Source organism: Legionella nigrisilvae (assembly GCF_977063395.2).
On sequence record NZ_CDRUGZ020000011.1, the window covers coordinates 395827 to 416105 of the forward strand.

Consider the following 20279-nt stretch of genomic DNA (forward strand, 5'->3'; position numbering starts at 1 on the left):
AGAAATCAAATAGGAGGACGATAAATCTCATCCAAAGGAGAATTATATTTTGAAAAGATGAGTAAAAAGCCTAACAAACCAATGAGATTTCGCATTATCCATAACGAGCTCAAATGAAATTCATCCTGAAGCCAATAAGGAGCTGACACACAAATACTATTCATTATTTGTTGTACTGAACAAGGCGTAATTGCAAAAGAAACAACGGTTGGTGGAATCCCACTTTGTTTTGGGCAAGACGGTTTCTTAAGTGGTGTAAAAATAACAGCACTTATAACTAACAATAGGATCAGCAAACGATATTTGTACATTTGATAACCCTAGCATAAAGGTCATCAATAAATCAATGACAAATGACAAGGCAAGTCATGGTGTTTATTTGATAATCTTAAAAAATATCCTGCTTTGTTTTTCGCGAAAAGGGATAGTTAGTGAGTTTTTTTGAAGATCTGAAAAGAAGATAACTATTGGGAGGTTTTAGCCCGTACTTCAACTAAAGATACACGGGCATCTATACTTTTATTTTGGCATTCATTTGGATTTAAAATGGCAAGCGCCTTTCTTAGGTCGAACAAACCGCTTCCAGTTCCTCTGATCCTAAATTGATGAGATTGATTTGGGTGCCAGATTCTGCACTTACAGACACACTACTGTTATTTTTAACTTTGATTAAGGTCCCTTGACCAGTAGATAGTTTTTTTCCATTAATTACGCCGCTATTTTTAATTACATTAATTTTAATTTTGCCTTTATTCTGATTTGTACATTGAACAACACAAGTAGCATTTAGCGTCCAAAGTGTATTGTTAGCAAGAAGTTTAGTTTCGTTAGGGCTAAGTTTAATGGTTTTTTGGGCATATACTTGGGAACAGAATAATCCAAAAATGATAAAAAGAGAAAAAGTCAAAATTTTATTCACCGTTGCATCCTTAAGTACGTTAACAGACAGGTTGTTCAATTATTGAATTGATAGAACATATTTTAGGCTATTAATATTAAGGTTTTATTAAGGAGAATAATAAATAGGTGTTAAAAGGTGTTTTGATCTTTAGATTTATTATTCCTTCTTTTGACAAAGCTTGCTCATAGAACGATAAAAGAAAAGCCTAATATATTTTCTTTTTAAAATCACTTTAGAGGGAATTAAGCAAGAATGGATTGAAGCTAAAGACTTTAATTGCCGACCTTGCCCGCATGAGTTCCAATCATACGGGCATAAATACTATTATGCACGTTGAGCTTGATCCACACTCACTGCAATATCAGCAGCATCATCACTAATGAATTGAGTATTTTTACACAATTTTACGTATTCTTTATGCGTGATTAATGCATAAAAAAGAGCCGACATTAACGAAATGTAATAAATATTTTGATAAAAATAAATTAACCATAGATAAGTAAGAAAAGGAGTTGATAAGACTAGTAATGTTGTGACTTTCATTCGTCGTGCAATTTGTATTGATCCATAAATTACCATCAAAATTGAAATCGACAAATTCATCTTTAAAAAGTCACTCGCGGGGAGTGTGCTCATCATTACCCCAAGGATACAAAAAATGATTAAGCCGAATAATCTAGTATTTGGCTTAATCGCTCCCATGCTAATTGGTGCGGCCATATATCCTATTAAGTGATATCCAGTCACAATCACCATTAATGAGGCCCAACTATCAGAATTCCAGAGAAATATTGCAGTAAGAGTAAAATTAATGAGCAAAGAGCGACGGCACAAGTTATATTCAGGATGTAATTTGCCTATGGTTTTCTTTGGCATTTGACCTTCTTTTGCCATAGCATAGAACATCCGAGAAGCGCCTCCTAGATATGAGTATCCTGTGCCTGATGGACTCACGACACTGTCGGCAATCAAGATCATCGCTAAAAAATTCACCCCAAGTAACATAGCTAAATTAATCAGAGGTGAATGGAAATTGAGGGAACTCCACCCACTTGCTAACATGTCGTGGGGTACAGCACCCATGAATGATAATTGCAATAACATATAAACAAACATCACAATTACAATGGAAAGAACGATTGATAGAGGTATATTCCGTTTTGGATTCTCTATTTCGCTGGCAAAAGCCACTGCCAACTGAAACCCATTGTAAGAATAGATTAACCCCGCTGAAATGATTGCGGTAATTGCTGAACCCACGCCATATTGGGTATTTGTAGCCAAGCTAAAATTGCTAGTATCAAAACGCATGATCAAGAAAATAACAATTGTAAAAATCGGACTAAGAATCTTAATTACGGTGACTGTATTATTAATTTTGGCTAACAACTTAATACCAAAATAATTAATAAATAAATAAATGACTAAGATACTTAAAGCAAATAATTTACCATAAAATGTTAGGACGTTATCTGCGATTAGAACATCACTTTTAATTGCAGCAGCTAAATATTGTGTCGTTGCTTGAGCCTCGGTACCAATAGTAACCATTAAGCCAAACCAGTTAGCAAAGGCAAACGGCATACCAAAAATACCATTATGCGATAATGCACTAGAGCGAGCTGTTGCTCCACGCACAGGATAGATGGATGCAACTTGCGCGAGGCATAATCCTACAGCCATTACTAATAAGGCTGCCAGAACCCATGCAAGGAAGGCATAATTTCCGGCAATTTTAGCATTTAATTGAGCGCTAAAGAGCCATCCAGAACCAACCATAGCGGTAGCAGACAATGCTGTTGCGCTAAATAATGAAATTTTGGCATGCTTACAACTTGAACCCATAATCAATTACCTTAGAAAGATACACATTTTAGAATAAGTGAAAACAAAATATCAATTTTGCATATTTTTCAGTCAGCGTCAATACTTCCCCTATAAAATGTCCTTAAAAAGGTATAGGAAAACCAATCTTTCCAAAAATAGAAAGGATTCTGCGTATTTATTGAAAAAATAAGTCCCTGTTTTTGTTATATTTATTTATAAAATATAAGAAGTGGCAATTTATTGTTCTCTTAAGTGAAATTCGAAACAAAACCCCATAAGTGCTCCCTTTTTGATTGAAATCCCCACAATTAGAACTATGAAGTGGTGGCATCCTGCGTTGTCGGGTAATGGGGAGCATCTTTTGTTATCTCGAAAGATGTTAAGTATTTTTATTGCAAAATAATTCGTATGATACATAAAAACCTGTTCTACAATTTAGAATACAGCATAATTTGCGAGAATAGACGGAGTTGTATAATCCACTATCAAGTTAATTAATTCATTCCATTGGGACTAAGGATGAAAACAACACGATTAGAGGCATTTAGCGACGGTGTACTCGCGATCATCATTACCATTATGGTATTAGAAATCAAAATTCCGCACGGCGATGACTTCGTGAGTCTAACCCCACTTGGCCCCATTTTCCTAAGCTACGTACTCAGTTTTATTTATATTGGTATTTATTGGAATAACCATCATCATTTATTCACCGCTGCCCGGAGTATTTCAGGGAAAGTGCTTTGGGCAAATTTGAATCTTTTGTTTTGGATTTCACTATTTCCTTTTGCAACCGGATGGATGGGAGAAAACCATTTTAATGCGACACCAACTTCAGTTTATGGAATAGTTCTATTAATGGCTGCTATTTCCTATTCGATACTCGTCCATGTACTTATCTCACATGAAGGCGCAGAATCGCTAGTGGCAACAGCAATTGGAAAAGACTATAAGGGAAATATTTCCATAGCCTTGTATGCTTTTGCCATTCCTTTTGCTTATATTTCTACATGGATTTCCCAAATTTTGTATGTAATTGTTGCCATAATTTGGTTCATTCCTGACAAACGCATTGAAAATAAGATAGAGAGATAATTCGGTGTAAAAACCGAATTATCTCAGAGAAATCACACTATTCTGCAGGTTTTGTTTGCAGTTCACATGTGATTTTTGTGCAGTCACGACAATGCTTCATCGCAAAATCAAATGCAGAAGTTCCAGCGGCCGCAGTATTGGACATTTTTTGATCTGCTTGTTCATCAGGCGAGCCTGATGTTGCGCTACTGGCATTGGTTGTACATATCCACATACTTGCATTCACGGTTGTTTTCTTAGTAGTGGTTACCGTAGTGTCAGCAGCCATTGCATAATTTGATAGTCCAAACATACTACCTAAAATGATGACCTTTAATATTCCCTTCATGATGTGCTCCTTATTTAATGCTCATTTAATTTACAGCTAGACTAATTATAGTAGTTTTTCTAGTATTGCAATAAAAGGTTTACCCTTAAATTCTTAATTTATTATCATTCATCCTGATCTAAATTTGGTAATGAAAATCCGGAATATGAATAATCTGGATCTGATGCTAATTACTCTATAAGCCCGAACCACCGCCATAATGATCAAAAAAATAGCTTAATCGAGATCAATTAAGAATTCGTTAAGATTGCTCCGGTATAATTTAAAACCTTTTAGATCAAATCAGTATCAGGTGAAGAATGTTCCAAAAACAGGATCCGATAAAAGGCTTTACACTTAAATATACCGGCACACGATTTAAATATGATGATACTTCTGTTCATGGAATGGAGGCATTAAGAAAGAATTTTTCCGAAATGGGGGCATTAGCCATTCGATTACAGTTAAGTTTGGCTCAGTTTGCTGCTTTAATTGAGCCCGTCTGTGAAAAGGACTATCAAGAAAACTCCACTGAGCATACTGCCGAAGGGAAAAATGAACTTGATTTATTTGGTCTTTCTAAAGCACTCTCACCAGTCTCCCAAGCGACGAAATTTTTAGAACAATCCAGTCATTATATTGTAGGGAAAGGAAAAATATTAAATGAGCGAAGTCAGCCACTCAAATATCCTAACACCCAAGATTTGCATGGAGGTGAATCAATTTGGGACACCATACATTATTCAGTCTGGCAAACGGGAATTAATCTAAGTAGTCAATTAACCAAGCAAGGTTTTCTTTATCTTTGCCATCCCATAGGAGTGGATCCCCAACAATATCAACGTATAACTGAGGAATTGGAGAACGGTGAGTTTGAAATTATCTCCGAACAGGGTAACAAAGTTGTTAAGACCCGTTCAGGAATTATGATTCAAACATCCACTATTCCATCATTTACTAAAATCGATCTTGATCCTGAACATACACAAACTTATCAAAACAATGGTCTGGTAATTAATGTAAATGAAAAGCCAGCACCAATGGGATGGATTATCAAAGAGGATAATAAAAAACTTGTTGAGCATGGTTACGCTGAAGATATATTTCGTGTGATACGAATCTCAAAAAGTGGTTTTCGACGTTTACCTGAAGCCCAAGGAAAATTGTTAATGCTGGGTTTAATGAAAGGAAATGAACACATCCTGCATACACAGAATCGCTCATTCAACGCGATGGATATCCTTCTTGAAATTCTAGAAACAGAATATGGCTTTGATCCTGAAAAACTAATGGACTCAAGGACAACAAAACGCGTATTTGAGCAAATGCAAAAAGATGCAGAGGATAAAAATATTGTAGATGATCTGTTAACCATAAATCTTGCATTTGAAATGATCCAACCTTTAAAAGCAACCCTAGCACAAAGTGTAAGACATCCTTTATTAAAACAATTAACGAACTCTTATCCAGCAAATCAAAATACGCTCAAAGCGGTTATCTATGCTTTTGATTTAGAGAAAAAAAATGGCACCCCTGCGCTTTATTTGGATCAACACAATCCCCTTTCGATTGACGAAGGATTAATTGATGTTCGAATTAATGGGCAGTTGGCAAATCCTGATTTAACAAACCCCAAAAATGCAGCTGCATTATTATCAATAGCTCTTCTTGTTTCTGAACAAATGATCATCGAACAGTTGCTGCGAGATGCAGTACTTTATGAAGATGAACATCCTAATGTCCAAGCCCTCAAACTTATTTTGAATGATGAAAGCTTATTTTTAAATCTTCGGGAACAAGTTTCTCATTTACCTAGCAATGAATCTGGGCCAATTCTGGGGTTACAATTTCCTTACTGCGAAGAAATTATTGCTTACCTCAGAGAGGAATTTGGTACGCAACATCTTATTAAGATCGTTCACCAATTAGAAAATGGCGAGTCTATAGATATTGATCCGGATGCTCTAAACGCTCTTAAAAGATTATTTAATGTGGGTGAACTATTGCAGCAACTTGAACAAACGTCTGCAAGTAAAGCACACTCAAGAGGAATTAATGGTGGATTGAGTGTAGTGATCCAAAAGATAGCTCCTTCACTCTACAAAGAACTTTCTTACAGAGTACCTTGTGATTTAACCAATTACGCTTTAATCCCTATAGAGTCTAATAAAGAAGACTCTTCCATAGATGGTTGCCCTTTTCTTAATGGACAGTTTGGAAAACAAATCGACAAAAATCATCATCTGCCTAAAGAAGCAGAACAATATGAAGAAAAAAACGAACAAACTGTTGAATCATGGTGTGGTTTCTTTACTAAAGTAGTAGTTACAACAGGAGTAGCTGCCGCGAGTATTTATATTGGTAGCCAGATTCTCTAACAAGTATCTCCTAAGAGCATTGATTGATATTCAAAGCCTAAGAAGGCTATGGGGCTTTGAATATTTATGTTAATCATTTATGTTAATCAGCAGCACTAATTCAATATCTAAACGACACTATTTTATAAAAAGACAATAATCCCAAAAGTTCATTTCTCACTTTTTAAATTCAAATCTATAATAAAAGAAAATTATCGTACAAGGACGACTCTTATGAACTATATTACAGGACTACTTCTAATATTTTCCTTAATCTATCAAAATGCCTATGCGGAAAAAGCACTCTCCCCGCCCTCTGGACAATCATCCCAATGCGCAGAGGCTTATGAGCATTCTGGACAAATTAAAACAATAGGTAATGTTTTTAGTAGCTTATCCAACAATTGCTACTCCGCTGGCGGAATGAAATTAATGCATAAAATACTATTATCGGAAAATTCAAATGAGCCAACAGGTGTTTTATTTACATGCTCAGGAAGTGATTTAAATTTTGTTGTTTTCACTTGCCTCTATTCAACAAATTAGTTGATCTCTGAAATAGAGCTCCACGAGTGCAAGTGCTTATTTTATCAATAATTATTTTTTTAGAAAAAAATCGAACATATGCAGCATCATTGAATTTCTTAAAGTTTACAAGAGTTCGACAGACTATAAACAGACTTATCCACAGAAAATGTGAATAACTTTAAGGATACAAAGCACCCCCAAAATGAAAAAAAAGACAGACGCAGCAATGGTTATTCAAATTTGCTTGAATTTAAATTTAAAAAAAAGTTGAATAAATATCCACAAGGATTAGATATAGATAAGAAATTAGCCGTAGTTATCTTAGCAAATAAAAAATCAAAAAAGCAGTCTTGACTCAAATTATTTTTTCTATTTATTTAAATGCTTTTGCTAAGCATTTTTTTAAAAAAAAGGCATCGACTTCGAGTCGTTGTTGAGGTAAAATTATAAGCAAATTTTTATTATTTTAGCCGCTTCGTTTCCTATTTAAACTATGCCATCCTTAACGACAACCAGTATTTATATTTACTGCATATTTTTTTTGGTAAGTGCCCTTATAGAATGCATTTCCTTTAATGCACTGGCTCCACCGGGACAAAACATTGTATCCAGTCGAAAAAAACTTCCTTTTATGACGGATTTAACCAGCATCATTAAAGTATTTTTCTTTTCATTCATCATTATCTATATCAGTCTTTGGAAAATGCAATATAAAACCTATCTATACAGCAATAGCAAGGAACTCATATTTATTTATCATGTTTTCATGGTTTTCTTTGTTCTCGCATTTGTCCCCATTATCAAATACTTACAAAGCGATATAAGAAATGAACGTTTACCCCAATGGTATCTAAAAAATATATTAATTGGTGATTACATTCATTTATGGGGTATTTCATTAGCGTGCTATGCCTCAATTCCTAATTTTTGATGAACAATTACTTTGTATGTAGAAGCATCTCCGGATTTAATATGAAAACCCCTGATTGATGCTTCGCTTGCCCCAACAACTAGACTCGGCTATTCGATATATAAAAACAGGAACCATTTATTTTATCTTTAGATGGAGAATCAGGAAAAAAATTAAGACCTTTGACCCTGCTTTCAATATAAGGTGAAGGGTCTTCCCATAACTCCAATTGTTTACGAGGTTTAATTGTTAGCAACCCCATTCCCCCATTCCTTTGTAATGGTGTCTCATAATTAAAGTGTAACTCCAAATGCTCTTCGGCTGTGAGCTCAAATTTATAGACAGCTAGCATACGAAATAAAGCCATTACTTCAGTCATTGCAATTCGAAGGCCTGGACAACGACGTGCTCCAGTTTTAAAGGGTAATAATTGCCCTTCTTTCTCCATGGTATTTGGAACATAGGATACAGGGGTTTCAGCAAAAAAATGCGCATTGTAAAATTCGTCAGAATTGTTTTTTGGACCCCATCGCTCTGGAAAAATATCGTTAGCGCTTATTACTTTTTTACCAAAAATTCGCTGTCCTTCACTCGAAAGCGCAATGTCAGGAAAATATTTTGCATGTGTGTGTACTCCTTGCATAGGAATAAATACAAGAGCCCCTGGAGGCAAGGTGAGTGAGCTACCCTCTATGTCAATATTGATGGATTCATGTACTATTTCTGGCACAATAGGAGCTGGTGGAGCTAATCGTAAAGCTTCCAAAAGAACAGCTTCCGCATAAGAAACCCCTTTGTCTGTGCGGGCATCCCAAGGAGAATGTAATTCAAAAGCTTCGCTTGTAGAAATTTTTTGCTGAATTTCCTGTTTTATTATGGTGTAAATGCGCTTATCCTGAAGTGCGATTCTTAAAGCGGTAATCAATGCAGTGGCTGTGGCATCAAAACCTAATAATGGAATGAATAAACTTTCATTCACCACATCCCTTACTAAATTTGATAATAAGGTAGTGTCCGCATGTTCTATTGAATACTTTATCAATGATTCACATTGGTCTGCTGTTAATTCTTGCTCTGAATCTATTCCGAGTTGTTGCAATTGACTCTTTACATCAGTACTCATTATTACTCTGACTGTAAGCAAATAATTAAGCCAACTTTGTTTTTCCATTAGTTGTTTTGTTAATTCAGCGGATGAGAAAATAACCTGGCAAGCTAATTTAAATGTTTTATCTCTTAAAGATATAAGATTTTTTTTCTCCTTATCCTTAATAGGATCTAGACTAAAAAGACAAGCAATTAACTCTTTCGTTAAACTTGGATGATAAAATGTTTCAAAAGATTTAATAATACCCTCTCCAAAATAGGTTGTGAGCAATACTCTTCTGGACAATTTATCCATTACTTCACTAAGAGGTCTTCCATGCTGACCTTGTTCCAATTCATATTCTTTAAAAAATGCGGCAACCATGTTGGCTACGTGAGGTCTATTTGTTTCATTCCGGGAAAGAATGGATTGGCGAATCCTTGAATGAGTATCCGAACCTAGTATAGAAGACATGAGGTTACCAGAGCCAAGTATCACTGCTAAACGTCGAAAAAACTGTCTTTGTCCGAATTTCTTTTCATTAGATTTTGCGTACAGTTGTTGAATTGCAGATTTGTTTGACAATACGAATACTGGAGTAAGATCAGGTAATTTAAAATACGCAATGCCCGAACCTTGTGCATCAAGTGAGTGAGAACCAAGATCAGCTATAAAGGTCATAAAACGTGTTTGTAATTGAGTTTTCGCAGAAGGATCGGTTCTTAAAAGAGTAATATCTTTTATTAACGAAAGATAGCTCATTGCAGAGGGATAGGTGATTCGTGCAGCAGATGCATTCTGATATATCTGATAAATTTTCAGAACAAAACCAATGCCCATAATAAATAAAACATAAAAAAGCATATCGCTCCTCATTTAGAGTTAAATGTTTTTATTTGATATGGAGTTAGGAAACTCCCGGATAGACGCTTTGCTATTACCCAGGAGTATGGAAATAAACCGAATTCTAATTCATATATTAAATCACGAGGGGAACGATTTTATAGGGAACCAATTCACAATATTTTTTCCAATCATGACCATACTTAGATGAACATCGCTTATCATCACGAAATGCCCTATCAAATAAAAGAACTGTTAAAAAGCAAAGATAAAAGTACGGGGCAAAATTGTCAAATAAAGCAGGTACGGACCAAAAAAAAGTACCGGCCAGCTCTGGAATATAATGGAAATGTCTGGCTATCCCCCACCACCCTGAAGCCAGTAGTATGGTTTGTTTTTTATCACCTTCTGTAGTCTCGTAACGAGCCAACACCGTAACTGGCTTTTTACCCCAAATTTTGCATTCACCTTGGGTAGCTCGCGCAATAAGTCTTTGTTTATCCGCAAGATAATTTATAATTATACTCGCAAAACCTAACCCTAAAATGAGAGTAGCCCATACAAAAGATAAATTGATTGGATGGAGGACAAGATACATACTTGGAGAAGTATAAACGCAAGGAACCCATACCATACAACCCCAGCAAATATAAAAACCGGCTCGATCATGCATAATGTCTAAAGAGCGTAAATAGCCTTTTTCCCACATATAAAATTTGCTCAGATAGACAAATTGTAGGAGGACTGAAATCATTATTGAGTTAGATAATCCGCCTAACTCAGCTTGCTTGGCACAATAAGAAATAAGAAACAGCCCCCAACTCATCATCCCAAAACGACATGTAATGAATTTTTTGATGCTCCATCCCAGGATTTGAGGATAAAGCTCTGTTCCCCAGTAGTAATCAAATAAAATATTATTTGTTATACCTGAATCTGTCGATGAAGGGAAAAAACGTCCTTTAATATACAAAAAAACACAAACGATAAGGCTAAATAAATTCAACGCGCCAAAAAGAGCCCCCAGATTGTCATAAAGTATAGAAGCTGAAAATAGATTGAAGCCAAACGATGCGATGCAAAAGCTTGTCATTGTGACAATAAATGCCAGGACTCCATTATCTTTATAAACAGGGATATTCCCTTTGGGTGTAATAGGTCCTTCAAATTTTTTACCTGGCAAAATTTTCATTAAAGCCAGTTCAAATACCGTAAAAATTAAAATAATCTTCCAAGCTATTGCAGACCCCCAAAAATACGGTTTCCAAACAGAAACTACTGTTTGGTAAAAACCATCCCTAATCATTAACTCCCACAAAGCAGACAAGGACCCTTGGAGCTGAGTATTGGTGTACCACATCAACATAACAAAAACAGGGCATGAAAGAATGAGAAATAAGGGGCCTAGGGTATTCCTAATATTGAAATTCATAATGCTTCCTTACATAGACTAAAGAGAATTATGATACAGGAATTTTTAGTATTTAGTATCTCTTTAATATAGTGAAAAATGAAATTAAAACGATTAAATAGTATTTGAAATTTATCGCATAAAAATAAAAGAATCCTGTTTGCTTTAGTTATTATTTTGATATTTACTTTAATATATATACTTTCATAGAAGTAACATCATGCTCCAATATCATATCGAACGAATGACCCGTGAAGAAGTTGGAATTGCTATAGATTGGGCACGAAAAGAAGGCTGGAACCCAGGATTAAATGATGCAGAATGTTTTTACCAAGCTGATCCTCAAGGATTCTTTGCTGGTAAATTAAATAATCAAATTATTGCAGTTGGTTCCGCTGTAGTTTATGACGCACACTTTGCTTTTTGTGGACTTTATATCGTTGATAAAAAATATCGTTCTCAAGGATACGGAATGAAGTTAACTACTGCTCGTCTTAACTATATTAATAATCGCAATGCGGGGATTGATGGGGTATTTTCTATGGTCAATAACTATGCGCACATTGGTTATCGACTTGCGCATAACAATGCCCGCTATGCTTTAAAGCATCCCCGATTAAGACCAAAAGTAGATCCCCACTTAGTTGATCTGAATACCGTACCTTTTGAACAACTAATTCAATATGATAAGCAGTATTTTCCTGCATCAAGACCTAAATTTCTTTCAGAATGGATTAAACAGAATACTGCATTAGCACTTGGTTTTGTTTCGGAACGACAGCTCATGGGTTATGGAGTAATCAGAAAATGTTTTGAGGGTTATAAAATAGGCCCACTCTTCGCAGATACACCTACTATTGCCCAGAAACTTTTTGAACAATTAGTCGAATACGCTCAAGGAGAGATTGTCTTTCTAGATATTGTCGAGAGTAATCCTTTTGCCGTTCATTTGGTTAATAAATTTAAGATGTCCAAAATATTCGAAACAGCAAGAATGTATTTAAAAGGAGCTCCTAAACTGTCTACCGAAGGAATTTATGGAATTACTACGTTCGAACTAGGATAAGATGCGTGATAGATTAGGCCATGGCTCCAAAGAAAAATATTCTTGGCACAATGATATGCACTAATTGGGTAATGAATTAAAAGCAGAATTAAGCAGACTTCCCTTTTCTACTCAAAGCCAAAGGACAACGAAATCTGAGTATGGAATTGTTTTATGAGTATGCCAATCCAAAGATTAAATAAAATTAAAAAGAGATAATCCCTGAATGAGCACAAAACTTTGTTGTGCGACCTCTAAATTGTACAGTTCCTGTTTGAACTCCGTTGCAGCAGCTAAAGGATCTACTTCTTGCAAGCGCTTTAAAATTATTTGGCTTTGCTCAATTACATCGGAATTTGCTGTTTCAGCATGTTCCAACTGATTTAAACGTGCTCCCAGATTGGCTCGGGCATCAAGGATGGTACTCAAAGCACTATCTATTTGGGCTAAAATTTGATTATTTACAGTCGTAGCTGCTGCCTTTTCGGTGGCCGTTGAATAAGGTTGATTTAAATTATTAATCATGTTTTGTATAGTGGCAAAAACTGATTCATTTTGAGATGGAGTAATTAAAAAAGAATCACCAGCATTCGGCAAACCCGAAATAGCCATTTCCATTCCATTAAAACTAACCGTCATTCCATCTTGATATAAAGGTGCATCATCCGGTAAACCCGTGGGAGGGATAACATTACCGCTCGTTGCACCACTAACCATGACGACCAAACTTCCCTGGGAGTTCAATGCAAAACTCATTGTGTAATCATCCGGTACATACGCTGAAGGGGTAATTAATGAACCCGTATTTAATGAAGCAGTTCCAGTATTTGGCGTTGCAGTTTGCTTGATTGTAAAACTTCCATTTCCATTGGGTATACGCATGAACAGATCCTCCCCAGGATCGTTTATGGCCATTTGTAGGCTGCTTCCTACAAGCTGAAAACGTTGTGTACTATCACCATTGTATACATATTGCCCCGAAGTATTGATTGAAAAAGGCAAAGTAGAAGTCTGTCCCCCACTAAACATATAATCGCCATTGATATCTTTGGCATTCGCATAATCAAGCAATTCTTTCAATATAATATTGGCCTCAATGGCCAATGCTTTACGATCTTGTTCTGATAATGTCGAATTTCCAGCTTTAACTTGAATTTCTCGTAAGCGTTGTAAACTGATGGTGCAATCATTTAAAATAGATTCCTCCATACTTAACGCACTATCAGCACTTTCACGATTTTTTTGTAGAAGTTGAGTAGTATTTATTCGTTGATTCATGAGTTCAATCTGTGCGAACGCGATAGGATCGTCAGATGAGTATCGTACCTTTAAAAAATTTTCGTTGAGTTGCTCCTGAAGTTTCGCTACTCGCTCTTGTTTGTTCAATAAACTATTCAAGCTATTCTGATAAATTTGATTCGTCGAAATACGCATTTATCACCTCATTATTTGAAAAAGTAATTCCATCATTTGATTGGCAATTTCCATTAGCTTTCCTGCAGCTTCATAAGCTTGTTTGAATTGAAGTAAATTTTGCGCCTCTTCATCCAAATTGACACCACTTATGCTCTCTTGATAATCCACAGATTGCTTATATAAAACTTGAAACGCATCAGCACGATTTTTAGCCTCATTAGTTTGACTTCCTGTTTCAGAAAGTAAATCAGAATAAACATCAAAAATTGTTTCATTACCATTAGAAAAAATACTTTGCTGTTGAACTCCGGCTAAAAGTAAGCCATTACGATTATCACCATATCCTCCTTGATTATACTGGGCCACAAACTGATCGCCGGTATTTGGAGCACCGGATAATCTAATAGAGTACGACGGATTGATGCTATCTGGAATCTGAATCACATTGTCTGTATTTGGCACGTACGTGATTGGGCCACTTGTAATACCATCTGTAACGTTAACCAAATTGAATTGGGTCGGTGAAATAAAATCAATGGTATATTGTTTTGTGACCTCGTTAGTATTGAACACAGCTCCTAAATCAATTGTTCCGTTTCCTGTATTGTTTAGGGAAGCACTAGTTTGTACTGGTGATGCTAGAGCTAATTGGCGAGGATCGCTCACCAAAAGAGAGAAATTCGCAGCAGCCCCACGCGTTGGCATAATTGTAAAAGTATCATTATCAGCAAGATTAGCAATGTTGTCCACGATAATAGTCATGCCATCGACGACAATTTGCCCCGCAGGGGGAGCGGGTGGGTTACTACTCCAATTTAATGTGACTGCTGACCCATCTGAATCACGGATGAGTGCTATCTGATTAGTTCCTGCATTAGTAACAACTAATTGATAATCGCTAATTTTGGTTTGGGAAATATCAGAAATATTCACGGACAACACTCCTGATCCACCGTTTGTTGCTGCAGCAACCGCCCGATTTAACTGCAAAGATTGACTGTTGTAGTCCGTAAAAATATTCTGGCCTAGCTGATTATTCAAATCCATGCCCAAGCGATTTTGAGCATTGAATGTCTGAGCTAATCCAATCGCCATTTGTCCTATAATTTGGCTAGATTTAGATAAAATATTTCGTTCATAATTCAATAAGCCACCTAAGGTGCCGCTGGCTAATTGATTTGTAATATCTGTTTGTCCCGCACCCGAATCCAAAGAAATACGAGTCCCTTGAGCTGTGAGTTGATCATAACTCACAGACAAAGCTCTTTGGGTCGTCCCAATTACCAACATTTGACCACTACCAATACCCACATTCACCAGCCCATTGTCCTGTTCAATTACAGTTAAATCGGAGAATTCAGACAACTGCTTAAGTAATTCATCTCGTTGATCCAATAATTCAGGTGAGTTGGGTGAGTTCATTATTTGTGCGTTTACTGCTGCAATGTTTGCTGTTAGTTGATTGATTTTACCTGTTATTTCTTTAATCTGGGCTGTTGAGTTTTCTTGGTATTGATCCAAATTTTGTTGTAAGAATAAAAATTGACTGGCTAACAATTGGCTTTGACTCATGGCAACATTTCTTGATGCGACGCTGTCTGGTGCATTATTAAGTTGGCCTAACGAGTCAAAAAAAGACTGTAATGAGGAAGATAAACTACTGCCATCCTGAGAAAGTAATTTATTAATCTGCAGAGCTTGCTGATAAAATGTATCATATTGGGATTTAATGCTTAATGTACTTCTCACTTGCGCATTAGCAAACTGATCAACATTGCGATAAACATTATTGACTGCGACCCCTGTGCCAATGAAAGAGCCCGCAAAGCTCCGGGATGGAGTTGGAGCAAATTGAATACTCTGTCTTGAATATCCACGCGTTTTGACATTAGCAATATTATTTCCAGTAACGCTCAATGCGTTTTGAAAAGCACTCATTCCTGAATAAGCAATACTTAGTATTGACATGGTTACTCGCTCCCTGACCTAATATTCAAATGTCTTATAACTTCTTGTTTAATAGTTAATATACTTGATCAATCCACTCTCAGCGCAATATTGTTTCAAATTTGCTCTGATAATTCACAGCGTTGGATTGCCTGCTTCAACTCCTCACCATGATAAATTGATAAAATCTTAGCACCATACTTAGGGTCAGTCGCATAACCTGCTTTGTGTAGTTCATTGACATAGACCTCAGGATTTGCAGTGCTGGCCAAAGCATTTTGATATCGTTCGTTGTCCTTGATTAAGGAAATATAATCATTGAAACTATGTTCCGTAGATGAATATTTTTTGAATGATGCGTTTACCTTAATTGGGGTGTCTGCGATATATTCTGTTGTTTTAACTTGAACGGTTTCAAGTTCGGTACTACCTGATTTAATGTTGAATAAATTGTTACTGCTACTGCCATCAACATCCTTAGTAACAAATTTCCCCCACCCTGTTTCTAATGCAGCTTGTGCGATCAAAACTTTAGGATCTAAACCAATAAGCGATGCGGCTTGTTTAGCTTGAGGCCAAATTGATTTGACGAACTCATCAATTGTATTTGGTGGCGTATCGGGTTGAGCCTGAGTGGTGGGAGTAGGCAATGAAGGAGAACCCACGCTTTTAGGCGGAGTCATTTTGTTGGGTTGTTCGGATGAAGACAAATTATGCTCCATTTGTCGTGTAAGCATATCTGCCAAACCAATACTCTTTGAGTTTGCAATAGTACTTGCATATTGAGCATCCAACATATCTTGAAAAGTTTCCCGATCTTTACCTCTAAATGGACTCGACTCTTCAAGAAAATGTTGTCCCATACGCATACTTTTCAACATAGACTGTATGAATATTCCTTCAAATTGCTTCGCTGCCTCAGGTAGTGCTTCTTTTGCATCATTTTGAGCCTGAACTTTTAGTTCATTTAATGCATTAAAATCACTGGTGGCAATTCCATGTACCGTCATGTTAATCCTTTTTTCAATGGATCAGATCCTTCCATATTCAAGGCGTACCAACAGATCAAAAAATTATATGAGCCTTGATAGGTTTCCCTCTTATATCACAATTAACGTAGCATTTAACGCGCCGGCTTGTTGTAGTGCTTCAAGTATGGCAATCACATCAGCTGGCGTTGCGCCTACAGCATTAATACCTCTAACAATGTCTTTTAATGTCACACCCGGTGGCAAGACAAAAGCATGATTATTTTTCTGTTCAATGGATACCTGTGATTGTTGTGTTGAAACGGTTCTTCCATTTGCAAATGCATTTGGTTGGCTTATCACAGGAGTTTCCGTCACACTAACCACCAAATTACCATGTGAAACGGCTGCGGATTTAACAACGACATTGGATGAAATCACTACCGTTCCTGTACGGGCATTAATAATAATTTTAGCGATGGCTTCAGCAGGCTTGAATTCTATATTTTCCAGCACCGATACATAATCCACTCGCTGCGACATTTTTTGGGGGGCCGTAACCACTACAGATGCAGCATCCAAAGCTCTTGCTGTCCCGGGGCCCATCATTTCATTAATGGCATCGCTCATGCGTTTTGCAGTTGTAAAATCAGGAGAATGCAAATTAAAGGTTAATTCTTTTGTAAAATAAAAAGGGTTGGGAATATCAGCTTCAATTGTTGCACCATTAGGAATTCGTCCCCCGCTAGGAACATTTACAGTAACGCTTGAACCATCACTTCCTGCAGCACTGACACCGGATACGATTACATTTCCTTGGGCTATTGCATAAACTCGTCCATCGACTCCTTTTAATGGGGTCATTAATAAAGTCCCACCTAACAAACTTTTCGAGTCACCAATTGACGAAATATTGACATCCATAGATTGACCCTTTTTCATAAAAGAAGACAAACTCGCGGTCACCATCACTGCTGCCATATTTTTTGAATTAAGTTTGGTACCTGGCTGTATGTTCACACCTAATTGGGTAAGCATGTTTGCAAACGTATCTTCAGTATATCGCGTACCGGTTTTATCTCCTGTACCGTTTAAGCCAACAATCAAACCATAACCAATCAACTGGTTGGTACGAACACCAGCAAGGGTAGCAATATCTTTAATACGTTCCGCATAAACCAGATTTGAGATCAGGTTCATGAGCAACATCCATGTGATTATCAGCACTCGCCGCATTACGATTCCTTAAATGAAGAACTCTAATTAATGCAAATCCTATCTTTTTTTCCGCTCTAACTGGGCAAACAAGTGTATACTCTATGTCTTCTGAATTTCATCGTATCAGATATCAACTCGATTAGGTTGGGAACAAAGGCCCCCACATAAATCGTGCCAACCATCCTTGAGCATTCGTATTATTCACCTGTCCTGTACCCCCATAAGCAATACGAGCATTTGCCAGACGATCTGAAGTTATGGAGTTGTCAGCACGAACATCCTGAGGCCGGATAATTCCGGAAACACGTACATACTCTTCACCTTGGTCGATTTTAACCCATTTTTCGCCTTGCACTACCATATTTCCATTCGCCAACACTTCAGATACGGTAACCGAAATACTTCCAGCCAACTTATTATTCTGTACCGCTTGTGCAGAACCATTGAACTGTCTCTGGTTGTTCAAATCAAAGTCCATACTGTACCCATTACCAAAAGAGATTGGCCTTCCCAAAAAGAGTTTATTTTTAATTACGTTGGTATCGGTTTTCATCTGTTGCAATGTTGCATTTTTTGAAGCGTTAGTACTTTCTACTAAGAATACTGTGATGATATCGCCGGGATGTCTCGCTCTAGGTGTTTCAAAAAGAGGTAACGCAGTTTCAGCACTATAAATTGCACCAGACTCTTTCCTCAACTCCTTCGGATCGGGCGTTGTAGGATATGTAGGTGCATACTCAGGATCCTTCCCGCGTTGAGGGGGATTTAAAAGTTCACACCCCCCCAAAAAAATGGCGACTGAGCTTATAACAAGCAAATTAAATAATTTCATCAATGAAATCTTCTTAAACAGTTTGATTTAAGTATTGCAGCATGTTATCCACTGTCTGGATCCCCTTTGCTGTAATCTCATAGCTTCTTTGGGCTTGAATCATATTAACTAGTTCTTCAACGACATTCACATTAGACGCCTCTAGAGAGCCTTGCAATAAAGTACCTACACCTGATGTTCCTGGATTATTCAAGGTTGCTGCGCCACTTGAAGCAGTTTCTATAAATAGATTTTGTCCTATAGGTTGAAGTCCGGTTGGGTTGGTAAAATTAGCTAACTGAATGCTTCCCAATACTGTTGGGGTATTGCTTCCAACGACTGTAGCACTCACTACCCCGTCCGTACTTATAGTTACCCCTAAGGTTTGGCTAGGAATATTTATCGCAGGTTGCAGCGGATACCCATTCATATTTACAAGCTGTCCTGTGCTATCCACTGTAAAAGTTCCATCACGTGTATAAGCTTGCGTACCATCTGGCATTAAAATCGTAAAAAATCCTTGACCTTGGATCATCAAATCATAAGGGTTGCGGGTATTTTGCACACTTCCTTGCTCAAATATTTTTTCTGTGGCTGCTAGATGCACCCCTGAACCTGCATTTATTCCTGTAGGAATTAATGAGTTTTCTGAAGATTGAGCTCCAGCTTGGCTTGAGTTTTGATAAAGTAGATCTTGAAATATTGCCCTATCCTTTTTAAATCCAGTGGTATTTACGTTTGCTAAATTGTTAGCAATTGTAGCAATATTCTTTTCTTGTGCTTCCAAGCCTGATTTACTGACCCATAATGCTGGTTCCATGGAGCTCCCTCCGCAATTATTCTTATTTTTCTAATAAATGGTATTCATACCTGCAATACTTGTGCCAATTTCTGAAGATTGTCTTCCATTGTCGCAATCAATTTCATATGGGAATCATACTCTCGTCCTGAAGTAATCATCTCTACCATTTGATCAACGGCATTCACATTAGAGCCTTCAATAGCTCCGCTTTTAACTTTAACATTCCCATCAGCAGCAATTGGAGCTCCGCCATTTTTCAATTGGAATAATCCCTCTGAATTTTTAATAATATTATTTTTATCCAGTGTTACTAATTTAATCCTATCGAGTATCACCGCACTTTTAGGATCCCCACCCTGCGGAACCACGGTAATCGTTCCATCGGTTCCTATATCGATGGATTGAGCTGGAGGTATAGAAATGGGACCTCCATTACCTAAAACAGGATGGCCAGATGCCGTAGTTAATAAACCATTAACATCCAATCGTAGGTTACCTGCTTTAGTATACGCTTCTTGACCTTGACCAGTACCTACAGCAAACCAGCCATTGCCTTCAATCGCTATGTCTAAATTCCGCCCTGTGGTCATAATATCCCCAGGACTTAAATCAACTGTACTGGGGTTTTGTATTGCGAAAGCTGGTCCACCATTGGATCCGTTCATATTTGCATACAATGTTTGTGCTTGGTACAGGTCCGCTTTAAAGCCAGGAGTATTCACATTCGCCAAATTATTGGCGATTATCTCCTGACGTTTAAAACCGGTTCTTCCACCCCCTGCTGCATTATATAAGATAGGATCCAT

The 20279-nt window shown here is 37.0% G+C and carries 17 protein-coding genes; 4 read left to right on the forward strand and 13 right to left on the reverse strand.

The window, feature by feature from the left end; all coding sequences use genetic code 11:
* Positions 1-5: 5 nt before the first annotated feature.
* The 3 genes from ACWTE2_RS01810 to ACWTE2_RS01820 all read right to left on the reverse strand — a co-directional run bounded on the left by ACWTE2_RS01810 (position 6) and on the right by ACWTE2_RS01820 (position 2746).
* On the reverse strand, positions 6-311 hold the full coding sequence (locus tag ACWTE2_RS01810) for a hypothetical protein (protein ID WP_182390864.1): 306 nt from the start codon (positions 309-311) through the stop codon (positions 6-8).
* A 251-nt stretch (positions 312-562) separates the two neighbouring features.
* Complete coding sequence (locus ACWTE2_RS01815; protein ID WP_182390865.1) at positions 563-919, reverse strand: hypothetical protein; 357 nt, start codon at positions 917-919, stop codon at positions 563-565.
* 306 nt (positions 920-1225) lie between these two features.
* A complete protein-coding gene (locus tag ACWTE2_RS01820; RefSeq protein ID WP_454783904.1) occupies positions 1226-2746 on the reverse strand; it encodes an APC family permease in 1521 nt (506 codons plus the stop codon).
* 501 nt (positions 2747-3247) lie between these two features.
* Here ACWTE2_RS01820 and ACWTE2_RS01825 point away from each other — a divergent pair.
* Positions 3248-3823, forward strand: a complete 576-nt coding sequence (locus ACWTE2_RS01825; protein ID WP_454783905.1) for a TMEM175 family protein — start codon at positions 3248-3250, stop codon at positions 3821-3823.
* Between the two features lie 37 nt (positions 3824-3860).
* Here the strand turns inward: ACWTE2_RS01825 and ACWTE2_RS01830 are convergent, their stop codons facing one another.
* The gene (locus ACWTE2_RS01830; protein WP_454783906.1) at positions 3861-4151 is read right to left on the reverse strand and encodes a hypothetical protein; all 291 of its coding nucleotides are present in this window, start codon (positions 4149-4151) and stop codon (positions 3861-3863) included.
* 299 nt (positions 4152-4450) lie between these two features.
* Between ACWTE2_RS01830 and ceg17 the strand changes: the two genes are divergently transcribed.
* Positions 4451-6508: a Dot/Icm T4SS effector Ceg17 gene (gene ceg17 / locus ACWTE2_RS01835; protein ID WP_454783907.1), complete on the forward strand. Its 2058-nt coding sequence runs from the start codon at positions 4451-4453 to the stop codon at positions 6506-6508.
* A 213-nt stretch (positions 6509-6721) separates the two neighbouring features.
* Positions 6722-7033 carry a hypothetical protein gene (locus ACWTE2_RS01840; RefSeq protein WP_182390870.1) on the forward strand — a complete coding sequence of 104 codons (312 nt, stop codon included), beginning with the start codon at positions 6722-6724 and terminating at the stop codon, positions 7031-7033.
* Positions 7034-8025: 992 nt separating this feature from the next.
* Here the strand turns inward: ACWTE2_RS01840 and ACWTE2_RS01845 are convergent.
* Positions 8026-9876: a cytochrome P450 gene (locus ACWTE2_RS01845; RefSeq protein WP_454783908.1), complete on the reverse strand. Its 1851-nt coding sequence runs from the start codon at positions 9874-9876 to the stop codon at positions 8026-8028.
* 115 nt (positions 9877-9991) lie between these two features.
* Complete coding sequence (locus ACWTE2_RS01850; protein ID WP_454783909.1) at positions 9992-11287, reverse strand: phosphatidylethanolamine N-methyltransferase family domain-containing protein; 1296 nt, start codon at positions 11285-11287, stop codon at positions 9992-9994.
* Between the two features lie 199 nt (positions 11288-11486).
* On the opposite strand from ACWTE2_RS01850, the gene ACWTE2_RS01855 reads away from it, so the two are divergent.
* Positions 11487-12332 (forward strand): GNAT family N-acetyltransferase, encoded by an 846-nt coding sequence (locus ACWTE2_RS01855; RefSeq protein ID WP_454783910.1) that lies wholly within the window; start codon positions 11487-11489, stop codon positions 12330-12332.
* A 174-nt stretch (positions 12333-12506) separates the two neighbouring features.
* Here the strand turns inward: ACWTE2_RS01855 and flgL are convergent, their stop codons facing one another.
* The 7 genes from flgL to flgF all read right to left on the reverse strand — a co-directional run bounded on the left by flgL (position 12507) and on the right by flgF (position 20279).
* Positions 12507-13745, reverse strand: a complete 1239-nt coding sequence (gene flgL, locus ACWTE2_RS01860; protein WP_454783911.1) for a flagellar hook-associated protein FlgL — start codon at positions 13743-13745, stop codon at positions 12507-12509.
* Positions 13746-13748: 3 nt separating this feature from the next.
* Positions 13749-15695: a flagellar hook-associated protein FlgK gene (gene flgK, locus ACWTE2_RS01865; protein ID WP_454783912.1), complete on the reverse strand. Its 1947-nt coding sequence runs from the start codon at positions 15693-15695 to the stop codon at positions 13749-13751.
* A 95-nt stretch (positions 15696-15790) separates the two neighbouring features.
* A complete protein-coding gene (locus ACWTE2_RS01870; RefSeq protein WP_454783913.1) occupies positions 15791-16684 on the reverse strand; it encodes a glucosaminidase domain-containing protein in 894 nt (297 codons plus the stop codon).
* Between the two features lie 90 nt (positions 16685-16774).
* The gene (locus ACWTE2_RS01875; protein ID WP_454783914.1) at positions 16775-17878 is read right to left on the reverse strand and encodes a flagellar basal body P-ring protein FlgI; all 1104 of its coding nucleotides are present in this window, start codon (positions 17876-17878) and stop codon (positions 16775-16777) included.
* Between the two features lie 121 nt (positions 17879-17999).
* Positions 18000-18692, reverse strand: coding sequence for a flagellar basal body L-ring protein FlgH (locus ACWTE2_RS01880; RefSeq protein WP_182390880.1), 693 nt, complete (start codon positions 18690-18692; stop codon positions 18000-18002).
* A gap of 13 nt (positions 18693-18705) precedes the next feature.
* Positions 18706-19491 carry a flagellar basal-body rod protein FlgG gene (gene flgG, locus ACWTE2_RS01885; protein ID WP_454783915.1) on the reverse strand — a complete coding sequence of 262 codons (786 nt, stop codon included), beginning with the start codon at positions 19489-19491 and terminating at the stop codon, positions 18706-18708.
* Between the two features lie 44 nt (positions 19492-19535).
* Entirely contained in the window at positions 19536-20279 is a 744-nt protein-coding gene (gene flgF / locus ACWTE2_RS01890; RefSeq protein WP_454783916.1) for a flagellar basal-body rod protein FlgF, read from the reverse strand.

Excerpts from the sequence above, each read along its gene's own strand:
- ACWTE2_RS01810 (WP_182390864.1), bottom strand. The coding sequence starts at position 311 with ATGTACAAATATCGTTTGCTGATCCTATTGTTAGTTATAAGTGCTGTT.
- ACWTE2_RS01820 (WP_454783904.1), bottom strand. The coding sequence starts at position 2,746 with ATGGGTTCAAGTTGTAAGCATGCCAAAATTTCATTATTTAGCGCAACA.
- ACWTE2_RS01825 (WP_454783905.1), top strand. The coding sequence starts at position 3,248 with ATGAAAACAACACGATTAGAGGCATTTAGCGACGGTGTACTCGCGATC.
- ACWTE2_RS01830 (WP_454783906.1), bottom strand. The coding sequence starts at position 4,151 with ATGAAGGGAATATTAAAGGTCATCATTTTAGGTAGTATGTTTGGACTA.
- ceg17 (WP_454783907.1), top strand. The coding sequence starts at position 4,451 with ATGTTCCAAAAACAGGATCCGATAAAAGGCTTTACACTTAAATATACC.
- ACWTE2_RS01840 (WP_182390870.1), top strand. The coding sequence starts at position 6,722 with ATGAACTATATTACAGGACTACTTCTAATATTTTCCTTAATCTATCAA.
- ACWTE2_RS01845 (WP_454783908.1), bottom strand. The coding sequence starts at position 9,876 with ATGCTTTTTTATGTTTTATTTATTATGGGCATTGGTTTTGTTCTGAAA.
- ACWTE2_RS01850 (WP_454783909.1), bottom strand. The coding sequence starts at position 11,287 with ATGAATTTCAATATTAGGAATACCCTAGGCCCCTTATTTCTCATTCTT.
- ACWTE2_RS01855 (WP_454783910.1), top strand. The coding sequence starts at position 11,487 with ATGCTCCAATATCATATCGAACGAATGACCCGTGAAGAAGTTGGAATT.
- flgL (WP_454783911.1), bottom strand. The coding sequence starts at position 13,745 with ATGCGTATTTCGACGAATCAAATTTATCAGAATAGCTTGAATAGTTTA.
- flgK (WP_454783912.1), bottom strand. The coding sequence starts at position 15,695 with ATGTCAATACTAAGTATTGCTTATTCAGGAATGAGTGCTTTTCAAAAC.
- ACWTE2_RS01870 (WP_454783913.1), bottom strand. The coding sequence starts at position 16,684 with ATGACGGTACATGGAATTGCCACCAGTGATTTTAATGCATTAAATGAA.
- ACWTE2_RS01875 (WP_454783914.1), bottom strand. The coding sequence starts at position 17,878 with ATGCGGCGAGTGCTGATAATCACATGGATGTTGCTCATGAACCTGATC.
- ACWTE2_RS01880 (WP_182390880.1), bottom strand. The coding sequence starts at position 18,692 with ATGAAATTATTTAATTTGCTTGTTATAAGCTCAGTCGCCATTTTTTTG.
- flgG (WP_454783915.1), bottom strand. The coding sequence starts at position 19,491 with ATGGAACCAGCATTATGGGTCAGTAAATCAGGCTTGGAAGCACAAGAA.
- flgF (WP_454783916.1), bottom strand. The coding sequence starts at position 20,279 with ATGGATCCTATCTTATATAATGCAGCAGGGGGTGGAAGAACCGGTTTT.